The sequence below is a fragment of the Rhodococcus sp. 06-418-5 genome (assembly GCF_002258285.1).
In the GTDB taxonomy this organism is placed as follows: Bacteria; Actinomycetota; Actinomycetes; order Mycobacteriales; family Mycobacteriaceae; genus Rhodococcoides.
On sequence record NZ_NOYE01000016.1, the window covers coordinates 695,750 to 709,062 of the forward strand.

At 64.9% G+C, this 13,313-nt stretch carries 11 protein-coding genes and 1 rRNA gene; 6 read left to right on the forward strand and 6 right to left on the reverse strand.

Going from position 1 to position 13,313, the window contains the following annotated elements; all coding sequences use genetic code 11:
- Positions 1 to 25 precede the first annotated feature (25 nt).
- From CH274_RS15770 to CH274_RS15780, 3 genes are read left to right on the forward strand one after another with little or no spacing between them, the layout of a single operon-like run.
- A complete protein-coding gene (locus CH274_RS15770) occupies positions 26 to 2,032 on the forward strand; it encodes an alpha-1,4-glucan--maltose-1-phosphate maltosyltransferase (protein WP_032394666.1) in 2,007 nt (668 codons plus the stop codon).
- A gap of 11 nt (positions 2,033 to 2,043) precedes the next feature.
- A complete protein-coding gene (gene glgB / locus CH274_RS15775) occupies positions 2,044 to 4,245 on the forward strand; it encodes a 1,4-alpha-glucan branching protein GlgB (RefSeq protein ID WP_094647442.1) in 2,202 nt (733 codons plus the stop codon).
- Positions 4,246 to 5,694, forward strand: coding sequence for a metallopeptidase (locus CH274_RS15780; RefSeq protein WP_094658005.1), 1,449 nt, complete (start codon positions 4,246 to 4,248; stop codon positions 5,692 to 5,694).
- Positions 5,695 to 5,703: 9 nt separating this feature from the next.
- Here CH274_RS15780 and CH274_RS15785 read toward each other — a convergent pair whose 3' ends face one another.
- From CH274_RS15785 to CH274_RS15795, 3 genes are all read right to left on the reverse strand, one after another.
- On the reverse strand, positions 5,704 to 6,591 hold the full coding sequence (locus tag CH274_RS15785; protein ID WP_094658060.1) for a tetratricopeptide repeat protein: 888 nt from the start codon (positions 6,589 to 6,591) through the stop codon (positions 5,704 to 5,706).
- A gap of 114 nt (positions 6,592 to 6,705) precedes the next feature.
- Positions 6,706 to 7,077 carry a DUF3817 domain-containing protein gene (locus CH274_RS15790; RefSeq protein WP_176459279.1) on the reverse strand — a complete coding sequence of 124 codons (372 nt, stop codon included), beginning with the start codon at positions 7,075 to 7,077 and terminating at the stop codon, positions 6,706 to 6,708.
- 68 nt (positions 7,078 to 7,145) lie between these two features.
- Positions 7,146 to 8,336, reverse strand: coding sequence for an acetyl-CoA C-acetyltransferase (locus tag CH274_RS15795; RefSeq protein WP_032394813.1), 1,191 nt, complete (start codon positions 8,334 to 8,336; stop codon positions 7,146 to 7,148).
- Between the two features lie 105 nt (positions 8,337 to 8,441).
- On the opposite strand from CH274_RS15795, the gene mce reads away from it, so the two are divergent.
- Together mce and CH274_RS15805 are read left to right on the forward strand one after the other, a co-directional pair.
- A complete protein-coding gene (mce, locus tag CH274_RS15800) occupies positions 8,442 to 8,924 on the forward strand; it encodes a methylmalonyl-CoA epimerase (RefSeq protein ID WP_373453929.1) in 483 nt (160 codons plus the stop codon).
- A 59-nt stretch (positions 8,925 to 8,983) separates the two neighbouring features.
- On the forward strand, positions 8,984 to 9,934 hold the full coding sequence (locus CH274_RS15805) for a hypothetical protein (protein WP_032394669.1): 951 nt from the start codon (positions 8,984 to 8,986) through the stop codon (positions 9,932 to 9,934).
- Positions 9,935 to 9,964: 30 nt separating this feature from the next.
- Here the strand turns inward: CH274_RS15805 and CH274_RS15810 are convergent, their stop codons facing one another.
- Positions 9,965 to 10,282, reverse strand: coding sequence for an ATP/GTP-binding protein (locus CH274_RS15810; RefSeq protein ID WP_094658006.1), 318 nt, complete (start codon positions 10,280 to 10,282; stop codon positions 9,965 to 9,967).
- A gap of 41 nt (positions 10,283 to 10,323) precedes the next feature.
- On the reverse strand, positions 10,324 to 10,995 hold the full coding sequence (nucS, locus tag CH274_RS15815; RefSeq protein WP_032394670.1) for an endonuclease NucS: 672 nt from the start codon (positions 10,993 to 10,995) through the stop codon (positions 10,324 to 10,326).
- 42 nt (positions 10,996 to 11,037) lie between these two features.
- Here nucS and CH274_RS15820 point away from each other — a divergent pair, with 42 nt between their 5' ends.
- Positions 11,038 to 12,627: an adenylate/guanylate cyclase domain-containing protein gene (locus tag CH274_RS15820; RefSeq protein ID WP_045199496.1), complete on the forward strand. Its 1,590-nt coding sequence runs from the start codon at positions 11,038 to 11,040 to the stop codon at positions 12,625 to 12,627.
- 589 nt (positions 12,628 to 13,216) lie between these two features.
- On the opposite strand, the gene rrf is transcribed toward CH274_RS15820, so the two are convergent.
- Positions 13,217 to 13,313 (reverse strand): 5S ribosomal RNA (gene rrf, locus CH274_RS15825); the annotation flags it as partial.

The following is a 13,313-nucleotide window of genomic DNA, read 5'->3' on the forward strand; positions in this document are numbered from 1 at the left end:
CCTCTAGCGAAGAATGGAGTGTGAAGTGACAGGTCGACTTGGTATCGACAATGTCCTTCCAGATACGACGACCGGGAAGTACCCCGCGAAAGCGGTGGTGGGCGAGACGTTTCCAGTCTCCGCCGACGTCTGGCGCGAGGGTCACGATGCGGTGGCCGCGACACTGTCGGTGCGCGGGCCTGGAGGCAAACTCGAACGCATCCCGATGACACCGGGCCGCGAACCCGACACGTTCGACGCGGTGTTCGTCCCCTCTCGGCCGGGTTACTGGATCTGCCGCATCGAAGCGTGGAGCGATCCGATCAGCACCTGGCGTCACGCCGTCGAAGCCAAGCTCGGAGTGGGCCAGAGTGCCCACGAACTCGCCAACGATCTCGAGATCGGGGCCCGGTTGTTCCTGCGGGCCGCCACCGGAGTTCCGGCCGAGAGCAGGCAGATGCTGGCCGATGTCGCCGCCGCGCTGCGCGATACCGACCGCCCGCTGCCGGCTCGCGTGTCCTCGGCGTTCGCGCCGGCGGTCGCCGAACTGCTGTTCGCGCATCCGCTGCGCGAATTGGTGACTCGATCTCGCGCGGTCAATGTGTGGGTCGATCGCAATCTCGCGCTCAACGGTGCGTGGTACGAGTTCTTCCCCCGGTCGACCGGTGGGTGGAACGAGGACGGTTCGCCTCGGCACGGCACGTTCGCGACGTCGATCGAGCAGTTGCCCCGCATCGAGCGGATGGGATTCGACATCGTCTACCTGCCGCCCATCCACCCGATCGGCACCATCAACCGCAAGGGCCCGAACAACACGCTGACGCCCGGCCCCGAGGACGTCGGGTCGCCGTGGGCCATCGGCTCGAAGGACGGCGGGCACGACGCCATCCATCCCGAACTGGGCACCGAGGACGACTTCCGCGCGTTCGTCGCCGCCGCGCAGGAACACAACCTCGAAGTGGCGCTCGATCTCGCTCTCCAGGCTGCTCCCGATCATCCCTGGGCTGCAACACATTCCGAGTGGTTCACCGTCCTTCCGGACGGCACCATCGCCTACGCCGAGAACCCTCCGAAGAAGTACCAGGACATCTACCCGGTCAACTTCGACAACGACCGACGCGGCATCTACGAAGAGGTGCTCCGCGTCGTCCGATACTGGATTTCGCTGGGCGTCAAGGTCTTCCGAGTCGACAATCCACACACCAAGCCGCCGGACTTCTGGGAATGGCTGATCGCCGAGGTGAAGAAGACCGACCCGGACGTACTGTTCCTCGCCGAGGCGTTCACCCGCCCGGTGCGTATGTACGGGTTGGCGCAGCGCGGTTTCACGCAGTCGTACACCTACTTCACGTGGCGTACCGCGAAATGGGAACTCACCGAGTTCGCCGAGGAACACGCTCGACGCGCCGACGACGCGCGGCCGAACCTGTTCGTCAACACCCCGGACATCCTGCACGAGAGCCTGCAGCACGGCGGGCCCGGAATGTTCGCTCTCCGAGCAGCTCTCGCGGCGACGATGGCTCCCACCTGGGGCGTCTACTCGGGCTACGAGCTGTTCGAGCACCAAGCCGTGCGAGAGGGCAGCGAGGAGTACCTGGACTCGGAGAAGTACCAACTGCGTCCGCGCGACTTCGAGGGTGCACTCGCCCGCGGCGAGTCGCTCGAGCCCTGGATCACCACGCTGAACGCGATCAGGCGTGCGCATCCGGCGCTGCAGCAGCTCCGCAACATCCACTTCCACACCATCGACAACGAGGCGCTGATCGGATACTCCAAGTTCGACCCGCAGACCGGTGACTCGATCCTGGTGGTGATCAACCTCAATCCCTTCGGAGCCGAGGAAGGCACGATCCACCTGGACATGCCCGCCCTCGGTCACGACTGGCAGGACACCCTCACGATCAAGGACGAAGTGAGCGGCGTTCACTACGACTGGGGCCACACCAATTTCGTTCGGCTCGAGCCCTGGACGTCGGTGGCGCACATCTTCACGCTCCCCCACATCCCGTACCCGGCACGAATCGAACTGGCCTACCGCGGCAACCGAAAGTGAAGGGATTCAACGTGACCGAGAATCCGACGACGCCCGAAGACACCGTCGCAGCCCCGCCCGACAACGATCTCGAACTCATCGCTGCAGGGCGGCACTACAACCCGCATTCCGTCCTCGGTGCCCACCCGGTGCCGGGCGGAACCGCGATCCGGGCCCTCAAGCCCGACGCCGAGAAGGTCGTCGCCCGCATCGGTGGCGTCGACCACGAGCTGACCCACGTCGCGCACGGAGTCTTCTCTGCTCTCCTCCCGTTCGAGGACCTGATCGACTACCGCCTCGTAGTGACGTGGCCCGGTGGACACGTCTCCGAATCCGCCGACGGATACCGCTTCCTGCCCACTCTCGGCGAACTCGATCTGCACCTGTTCGGTGAGGGCAGACACGAGCGTCTGTGGGACATTCTGGGCGCGCACCAACAGTCGTACGCGACACCGGACGGCCCCGTCACCGGCACGTCGTTCGCGGTCTGGGCACCCGCAGCCCAGGGCGTCACGCTGGTCGGCGATTTCGACGGCTGGACCGGCCGCACATGGCCGATGCGCGTACTGGGCTCGACCGGAGTGTGGGAGATCTTCGCTCCCGACATCGCGCCGGGCGCGCTGTACAAGTTCCGCGTCCACGGCTCCGACGGCTCGGTCAAGGACAAGGCCGACCCGATGGCCTTCGCCACCGAGGTTCCACCGTCGACGGCCTCGGTGGTGACTGCATCCTCGTACACCTGGAACGACGAGTCCTGGCTCGATACGAGGGCCGGCATCGAGCCGACGCAGGCACCGATGAGCGTCTACGAGATCCACCTGGCGTCCTGGCGGCCGGGACTGGGGTACCGCGAACTCGCCGAGCAGTTGGCCGAATACGTCACCGAAACCGGCTTCACCCACGTGGAGCTGCTCCCGGTCGCCGAGCACCCGTTCGGCGGGTCCTGGGGATACCAGGTGACCTCGTACTACGCACCGACCTCTCGCTTCGGCAGCCCCGACGATTTCCGCTACTTCGTCGACCACCTCCACAGTGCCGGAATCGGTGTCATCGTCGACTGGGTTCCCGCCCACTTCCCCAAGGACGAATGGGCCCTGGCTCGGTTCGACGGCGGCCCGCTCTACGAGCACGGTGACCCGCAGCGCGGCGAGCAACTCGACTGGGGCACTTTGGTCTTCGACTTCGGGCGGCGCGAGGTCCGCAACTTCCTGGTCGCGAACGCGCTGTACTGGATCGACGAGTTCCACATCGACGGACTGCGCGTCGACGCCGTGGCGTCGATGCTGTACCTGGACTACTCCCGTCCCGAGGGCGGCTGGTCGCCGAACATCTACGGCGGCCGCGAGAACCTCGAGGCCGTGACCTTCCTGCAGGAGATGAACGCGACGGTGCACAAGAAGCACCGCGGTGTCGTCACGGTGGCAGAGGAGTCGACCGCATGGCCCGGCGTCACCCGCCCGACGAACGTCGGCGGACTCGGGTTCAACATGAAGTGGAACATGGGCTGGATGCACGACACCCTTGGCTTCCTCGGGCGTGACCCCATCCACCGCAGCTACCACCACCACGAGATCACCTTCTCCCTGGTCTATGCGTGGAGTGAGAACTACCTGCTCCCCATCAGCCACGACGAGGTGGTACACGGCAAGGGCACTCTGTGGACTCGGATGCCCGGAGACGACTACGCCAAGGCAGCAGGGCTGCGCGGAATGCTCGCCTACATGTGGGCGCACCCCGGTAAGCAACTGCTGTTCATGGGACAGGAGTTCGGGCAGACCCGTGAGTGGTCCGAGGAACGCGGTCTCGACTGGTATCAGATCGACGAGGAACCTCTGCACAACGGCGTGAAAACCCTTGTGTCCGATCTGAACTCGACGTACAAGACCCATCCGGCGCTGTGGACGCTCGACACCTCGCCGAGTGGATACTCGTGGATCGACGCCAACGACACCGAGAACAACGTGCTGAGCTTTCTGCGGTACGGATCCGACGGTTCGGTCATCGCGTGTATTTTCAACTTCTCCGGAACCGAGCACGGCAGCTATCGTGTGGGACTACCGGAACCCGGCCGCTGGATCGAGATCCTCAACACCGATGCAACGGAGTACGGGGGCTCCGGCGTGGGCAACCTGGGTGAAGTGACGGCTACATCGCACTCGTGGCACGGTCGACCGGCGTCAGGCCAGGTCGCCCTTCCTGCCAACGGGGCGATCTGGATAAAACTGGAGCGATAGATGAGTGGCGGCCGCACACCCCGACTTCTGGCCGCGGCCGCCACTGCAGGGCTGCTCCTGCTGACCTCGTGCGCACAGACTGTCAGCGGAAACGCGGTATCGATCTACGAGAACCCGTTCACCGTCGCCGGACTTCCGGTCACGAACGGGCCGAGCGGGCCCCGTCCCGGTGTCCCCGATTCGACGATCACCGTGGAGAACGCCGAGGGCACCGACTCGGACATTCTCGGCACGAACGCGATCGACGACATCCAGCAGTTCTGGGCCGAGCAGTACCCCGACTTGTTCAAGGGCTCGTTCACCCCGGTCTCGAAGGTCGTCTCGTGGGACGCGTCCGAGGACGAGGGATCGGGCATCAGATTCTGCGGAGACCGCACCGGCGGTATTCCCAACGCCGCCTACTGCACTCGCGACGACTCGATCGGGTGGGATCGCACCATTCTGCTTCCGGCTCTCGTCGACGCATTCGGACCGATGTCGGTGGTCATGGTGATCGCCCACGAATACGGCCACGCCATTCAGCATCAATCGGGCCTCGTCGGCGACGACACCCCGACCATCGTTGCCGAGCAACAGGCCGACTGCTTCGCCGGCGCGTTCATCCGCCACGTCGCCGAAGACGATGCACCGCACTTCACCATCAACACATCGGACGGACTCAACGGCGTTCTCGCCGCGACAGTCGCCGTGCGCGACGTCGACCCCAACGATCCGGAATCGGTACACGGCTCTGCCTTCGAGCGCGTCACCGCAGTGCAGCTCGGCTTCATCAACGGCGCGGCAATCTGCACCGGTATCGACGAGGCCGAGATCGATTCGCGTCGAGCATCGTTGCCGCAGAAGTTCAGCGACCCGGACGACTCCGGTGAGCTACCGGTCACCGAGGACACCCTCGGAGCCTTCACTCGGTCCTTCGAAACCGTGCTGCCCGTCGCCGTTCCACCGAACATCGACTATTCCGGTTCGGACACCGGATGCTCCGACGCCGAGCCCACCGCGCCGGTGTCGTACTGCCCGTCGACCAACACCATCGGTGTCGACGTCGAGGACCTGGCCGAAGTCGGACAGCCCGAGACACCCCGACGCGAAGACATCCTGCCGCTCAACGTTTCCGGCGACTACAGCGCCTACGTGCTGTTCGCCTCGCGCTACACGCTCGCGGTGCAGAGGGAAGCAGGTCAGTCGCTCGACGATCCGCAGGCCGCCCTGCGATCGGCCTGTCTGTCCGGAGTGATCACCTCGGCGATGAGCCTCGAGAGCGGAACGACGGACCTCGAAGTCTGGCTCTCCCCCGGCGATCTCGACGAGGCCGTGTCCGGACTGCTCAGTGACGGACTCGCCGCCAGCGACGTCAACGGTACGACCCTGCCGTCCGGCTTCTCCCGAGTCGATGCCTTCCGTTCGGGAGTTCTCGGCGGCAAGGAACGGTGCGACGCACGCTACAGCTGAGTACCGCTGTCAGTACAGGGCCGACGCAAGCTTGCGTCGCGCAGAAACCACCAGCGGATCGGCCGAATCGAACAACTCGAACAGCTCCAGCAGACGGGTGCGCAGCGCAGTTCGGTCGTCGCCGGCGCTGATCTTGATACCGTCGATCAGCCGCGCAAAAGCCTGCTCCGGTTGCTGACCGGCCATCTCGGCGTCTGCGGCATCGATCCGAGCCTGAACGTTGGCGGCGTCGGCGTCGGCGAGTGCAATCGCGTCCGGTGCCAGATTCTGCACACGCGCAAGGAATTTGACCTGACGCAGTGCGGCGACGGCCTCGGTGTTCTTCGGTTCGGCGTCGATGATCGCCTGGTAGGCAGCTTCTGCCTTCACGAAATCACCCTCGTCGATGGCCTCTTCGGCTGCGACGATCCGCGGATCCTCGATCTCGGGTTCCGGTTCGGCAGCCGCGACTCCGGGCGGACCACTGAGCTTGCCGGCCGTGGCCTGCTCCACTGCCTGCAGCCACTGACGCAACTGCTCGTCCGACTGGGTGCCCTGGAAGTCGGCCAGGGGCTGGCCCGCTGCCACGGCAACGACCGTCGGAATGGCCTGAACGCCGAATGCCTGCGCGATCTGCGGGTTGGAGTCCACGTCGACCCGCGCGAGCACCCACGTTCCCGCGGCCTCGACGGCCAGCTGTCCGAGCTGACGCGTCAACGCCTGGGACTGCGGCGAACGAGCAGACCCCAGGTCGACGATCACCGGAACCTGCGTGGACCGTTGCAGAACCTCGGCCTCGAACGTAGCCGCGGTCACGTCCACGATCGGTGCCAGTCCTCCCGCGTCGCCTGCGGATTCGGCCGCGGGTGCAGGTGCCGGACGGTCCTTGAGAACGGACAGGTCGACGGCACCGGCAATGGATGCGGGAACAACAGCTGACGGGCGGACGGGAGGACGGGAACCGGGTCGAGTCACGCCCTACAGTTTGTCACTAACGCGATGCGTCATCCACTGGCGGGCGGTGCAGGTCGGTCAGGACAGAACCTTGGCATCGGCTGCGGGCCTGCCGGTGCTCAACTCGGCGAGACGGCCGGTGCGCGCGGCCCAGATCTCGAAGATCACGGTGCCGAACGGGGGGAACGCCGCGACGAGCGCCAGCAGGGTCGCCTTGATGTCCCATTTGAGCTTGACCGCCGTCAACACGGCAACGGCCAGATACACGACAAACACGCCGCCGTGGATGGGCCCGAAGATCTTCACGCCGATTTCGTTGCCATCGGCAGGGATGTACTTGAACGCCATTCCGATCAGCAGACCCAGCCAGGTGAACGCTTCGAGCACAGCGACGAAGCGGAAGCGTTTGGCTGTACTGCTCAGGTCGAAGAAGTTGGTCATACCCGCTATTGTGCCCGGTTTGCTACGACGGAACGTAGTGGCTCTGGTCTCAGTCCCGCGCCAGAGCCACCACCCGCCTACTGCTTCGGGACTCGAACGATGAGGGCGTCGCCCTGTCCACCGCCGCCGCACAGGGCGGCCGCGCCCACTCCGCCGCCGCGTCGCTGCAGCTCGAGTGCCAGATGCAAGGCGATGCGAGCTCCCGACATGCCGAGGGGATGCCCGATCGAGATCGCTCCGCCGTTGACGTTCACGATCTCGGGATCGATGCCCAGCTCACGCGTCGACGCGATTCCGACCGCTGCGAACGCCTCGTTGATCTCGACGACGTCGAGATCCTTCGGGTCGATGCCGTCCTTCTCGCATGCCTTGACGATCGCGCGAGCCGGCTGTGACTGCAGTGTGGAGTCGGGACCGGCGACCACTCCGTGGGCACCGATCTCGGCGAGCCAGGTCAGACCGAGCGACTCCGCCTTCTCCTTGCTCATCACCACGACGGCGGCGGCACCGTCGGAAATCTGTGACGCCGATCCGGCGGTCACGGTGCCGGCCTTGTCGAATGCGGGGCGAAGCTTGCCGAGGGAGTCGACGGTGGTGTCGGCGCGGATGCCTTCGTCTGCGGTGAACTGAATTGGCTCACCCTTGCGCTGCGGGATCGAGACCGGAACCACTTCGTCGTCGAAGACGCCGTTCTTCCAGGCCGCTGCGGCTTTCTGATGCGACGCGGCGGCGAAGGTGTCCTGCTCCTCGCGGGTGATGACCTCGGTGCTCTGGTTGCGCTGCTCGGTCAGCGCACCCATGGCCTGATCGGTGAAGATGTCGTACAGACCGTCGTACGCGAGGTGGTCACGCATGGTGACATCGCCGTACTTGAACCCGGCGCGCGACTTCTCGAGCATGTGCGGTGCCTGGGTCATCGACTCCTGGCCACCGGCGACGACGATCTCGAATTCACCGGCACGAATCAGCTGGTCGGCCAATGCGATGGCGTCGACTCCGGACAGGCACACCTTGTTGATCGTCAGGGCGGGCACGGTCATCGGAATGCCCGCAGCAACCGCAGCCTGACGGGCTGGAATCTGGCCCGCACCGGCGGTGAGAACCTGGCCCATGATGACGTAGTCGACCTGATCCGGAGCAACACCGGCCTTCTCGAGTGCGCCCTTGATGGCGATACCGCCGAGGTCCGATCCCGAGAAGTCCTTGAGTGCACCCGAGAAGCGCCCGACGGGCGTACGAGCACCGGCGACGATGACTGTTGTGGTCACGATTTCCTCCGAAAGTGTGAAGACGGCCTTGTCGAGATCAACGCTCCGACGATCCCTTCCGATACCGGCCGGGCGGAACACCGAAACGCAGCTGGCGCTAACGTCATGGCCATGACCTCCAGCACGCAGTCTTACACGGGAGCCCCGCTGCGCTCCGACCTGGTGACGGCTATCGACCACGTGGGTGTCGCGGTGCCCGATCTCGATGCCGCGATCGCCTGGTACACAGACCACCTCGGCATGATTGCCGTGCACGAGGAGATCAACGAGGAACAGGGTGTCCGCGAGGCGATGCTCTCCTTCCCCGGAGCGACGGAGAAGTCCGCTGCACTGCAGTTGCTCGCACCGATCGACGAGTCGTCCACCATCGCCAAGTTCATCGGCCGCAACGGCCCGGGACTGCAGCAGTTGGCCTACCGCGTCACCGACATCGAAGAGATCTCGACAGAGTTGCGCGCTCGCGGAGTTCGGCTGCTGTACGACGCCCCGCGCCGCGGCACCGCCGATTCTCGGATCAACTTCGTCCATCCCAAGGACGCCGGTGGAGTGCTCATCGAACTCGTCGAACCTGATCACAATTCGCACTGAGCGAACTCGGTGAGCGAACCGTATGGCCCTCTACTTGACTCACCGGTAAATTGACGGCCATGGCCATCGATCATGAACGCACTTCCACGGTGCAACTTCCCTTTTCCATCGTCCGGAAAGGGTTCGATCGCGACGAAGTCACCAACTACTTCGAGCGATTCGACGCCGAACTACGGCTGACGACCGCAGATCGTGACGCGGCCGCAGCGCAGGCTCGTGATCTGGCCAAGCAGCTCGACGACGCTCGCGACGAGATCGACGAACTGCGCAAGGACATCGATCGCCTGTCGGTTCCGCCCACCACGGCGGAGGGGATGAGCGATCGAATCTCACGCATGCTGCGGTTGGCCTCGGACGAGGCATCCGAGGTACGAGCCAAGGCGCACTCGGAGTCCGAGGAAATGATCTCCGTTGCGCAGCAGGAGAGTGCCCGACTGCGCGGACGGCACGAGTCACTGGTGGCCGAACTCGAAGAGCGCCGAACGGCACTCGAAGCCGAACATGAGCAGACCATGGCTCAGGCGCGCACGGAGGCGGCCCGAGTGGTCGAGGCCGCGCAGGCCGAGCGCGACAAGTTGGCCGCCGAATCCGAGGCCAAGCGCGCCAAGGTTCAGGAAGACTTCGAGATCACGATGGCCGAGCGCCGAACCAAGGTGCTCACCGCCCTCGAGGAACTAGAGGCGTCCAGCAAGGCCGATGCCGCCCGGCGCATCGAAGAGGCGACGACCGAGGCTGCTCGACGGCTTCAGTCCGCCAGTGAACAGGCCGAAAGGCGGATCGCGCACTCCAAGGAACTGGCCGAGGAGCTGCGTGTGCTGCGCAGCCGCGTACTGGCCCAGCTGCTCGGAATCCGGGGCCAGCTCGATTCAGTTCCGGCGATGCTCGCCTCGGTCAATCGCGAAAGCGAGCTGCTCGACAATCCAGACCCGACGGCCATCCTGAAGAAGGAAGAAGAGAAAGCGGCCGCGAAGGCCGAGGAACAGAAGGAATCGGCCGACTCCTCGTCCTGATTCGGCTGATCCTGCGCCTGGCCTCCCCCGCTACGACCATCTACGGGTGAGGCCTCGCGTGTTTCGCCCGGACCAACACCCGGTGTGCCAATGCCGACGATTGTCGGCACCGCCGAAATCGTCCGACGGCCACGCAACGATGTGTGCGACGCCCGGCCGCACCTCGTGATCGCAGCCGGGGCAGCGATACGTCTTGACCGCCTTGGCACCGGGGATCATCCGAGTCGTGTACGTGTCTCCGTCCGGACCGACCTCGACCCGATTGCCGCCCAGCACGGAATCGGTCGGCGGGCCGAGAACACTCGGGCCGCTCCGATTCGCTTTGCGGGGCTGATTACGACGGGGCACCCGTCCAGTGTAGAGAACACGCCGGCGGACACGGACGGTCGTCAGAAAAGCCTGAACTCGGTGCTGTCGGTTCCGCGCAGGACGTCGTAGTCGAGTGTGAGACAACGAATGCCGCGATCGGTGGCCAGCGTCTTCGCCTGAGGCTTGATCACCTGGGCAGCGAAGACACCGCTCACCGGAGCCAGCAGCGGATCACGGTTGAGAAGCTCCAAGTACCGGGTCAACTGCTCGACGCCGTCGATCTCGCCACGTCGCTTGATCTCGACCGCCACGGTTCCGCCATCAGCGTTGCGGCACAGCAGATCCACTGGTCCGATAGCCGTCATGTACTCGCGCCGCACGAGCGTGTAACCGTCACCCAAGGTACTGACATGCTCGGCCAGCAGCTCCTGAAGATGGGCCTCCACACCGTCTTTCACCAATCCGGGATCGATGCCCAACTCGTGGCTTGAGTCGAGTTCGACGTCATCGATGGTGATACGAAGTTCTTCGCCGGCCTTGTTGGTGACGACCCACTTGATCGTCTCGCCCTCGGTGGTTTCTACCGTCCAGCAGGGCGGCGACATCCAGTTCAGCGGCTTGTAGGCCCTGTCGTCCGCATGCACGCTGACCGATCCGTCGGACTTGACGAGAAGCAGGCGACGGGCGGACGGGAGATGTGCGGTGAGGCGGCCGACGTAGTCGACTTGGCAACGAGCAATAACTAGACGCACTCGACCACCTTAAGGCAGGAGCCCCGTTAGTCTGTGACGACCATGCCGCAATTGAGACGATCTGCCGCTCCCCTGGGTTCCCGCCTGCTCGGCGACACCTCCGAGTCGCCGCGTCGACGACGGATCCGAATCCAGCTGTTGCTGACGGTGTTTCTGATCCTGTCGAACCTCATCGGTGCAGTCATCGTGGGGGTTCTGATCAGCGTAGTGGTGCCCGGACCGGACGTTCTGCGAACGGATCAGTACTGGTGGGTGAATTTCATCGTCGTCCCGGTATACGTGTTCGTGGCTTTCGTCGTCGGTGCCGTCTGGGGCACCACGCACGCTCTGCGTAGCCTGCGGTGGGCAATCGAGGACCGTCAACCCAGCCGCGAGGAGCAGGTCGCGACCCTCGCAATGCCGTGGCGTCTGACTCGAATCCAGATTCTGCTCTGGATAGGAGCCTTGCTGCTGCTCACCACGATCGACGGCATCATCGACGCGGCGTCGATTCCCAAGGTTGCGTTCACGATCGCGGCAGGTGGCACCGTCGTCTGCGCGTTCAGCTACCTACTCAGTGAATTTGCGCTTCGTCCCGCTGCCGCTCGGGCCCTCGAAGCCGGGGATCCTCGCCGAATCCGTATTGCCGGAGTCATGGGCCGATCGATTCTGTCGTGGCTGTTGGGCACCGGCGTGCCGGTCAGCGGATTGATGATCATCGCCATCTTCCGCTTCATCAACCCCGAAACGACAGCGACACAGCTCGCGGTCTGCATCCTGTCCCTCGGAGGAATCACCATTGTTTTCGGCCTTGCGCTGACCGTGCTCGGTGGTTTCGCGACGACGTCCCCGATCAACAATGTGCGGGCAGGCATGGCTGAGGTGGAGAAGGGCAACATGGATGTCCGCCTTGCGGTGTACGACGGCACCGAGCTCGGCGAGCTGCAGAGTGGGTTCAACCGCATGGCCGACGGAGTGCGCGATCGGGAGAAGATTCGAGACCTCTTCGGCAGACACGTAGGACACGAGGTCGCCGAGAAGGCCCTGCAGTCCGAGAGCGAGCTCGGCGGACAGGAACGCGATATCGCCGTGTTCTTCATCGACCTCGTGGGATCGACGGAGCTGGCAGCGTCCCGACCCCCTACCGAGGTCGTGGACCTGCTCAACCGGTTCTTCGCCGTGGTGGTCGACGAGGTGGACGAGCACGGCGGCTTCATCAACAAGTTCGAGGGCGACGCGGCTCTGGCCATCTTCGGAGCCCCCAACGAAATTCCCGACCACTGTGGCTCGGCGCTGGCTGCGGCACGAGCAATTGCCCGACGACTCGTGGTCGAAGTTCCCGAATGCAGCGCCGCGGTCGGCGTCGCGGCGGGACGCGCTGTCGCCGGCAACGTCGGTGCGAAGTCCCGATTCGAGTACACGGTCATCGGAGACCCGGTGAACGAAGCCGCTCGCCTGTCCGAGCTGGCGAAAAATTCCCCCGGAGCGATCCTTGCATCGAAGACCGCCGTGGACGGTGCCTCGGACGACGAAGCGCAGCGTTGGGAATTCGGCGATCGCGTGACGCTCCGAGGACGATCCGCCGAGACGGTACTCGCGAACCCCAAGGATGTGAAAGTCACCGCCGACGAGCCTGTTGCCGTGCACGCCTGACTCGCATTACCGGTCCTTGCAGTTGCCGCAGCCCGTCGCGTCGGTACCGCATTTCGCAAATGCGCGCGCGTTCGTCAGCTGCGTAGGGATTGGTGGGTGGTTGGGGTGCGATTGTGCGCGCGGTTGGCGATTGCGCGCGCCTTTGCGCTTGTATTCGCGGTCCGCAGCGCGTCGTCTGCCCGCACCCGAGTTCAGGCCGCGACCCCGCTCGTCGCAAATGCGCGCGCGTTCGTCGGGTGCGCGGAAAATGGGGCTGGTCGGGGTGCGATTCCGCGCGCAGGTGGCGAATGCGCGCGCGTTTGTCGGAGGGGGGTGCGAGGCGGGGCGGCAGTCGGGGTGCCGAGACGCTCGGGTGGCCGCCGGTGTGCGCGCCGGCATCCGGGTTCGGCCCTGATCGTCGCGGATGCGCGCGCGTTCGTCGGGTGTGCGGGGATTGGTGGGTGTCCGGGCTGCGATTGTGTGCGCGTATGGCGATTGCGCACGCGTTCGCCCTCGGAGGGGATGGGGGTGGCGTGAGGTGGGTGTGGTGTGGTTTCGAAATGCAGAACACCCCCGGACCGGGTGGTCTGGGGGTGTTCTGGGAAATTGTGTTCGGCGGTGTCCTACTCTCCCACACCCTGTCGAGTGCAGTACCATCGGCGCTGGAGGGCTTAGCTTCCGGGTTCGGAATGGGACCGGGCGTTTCC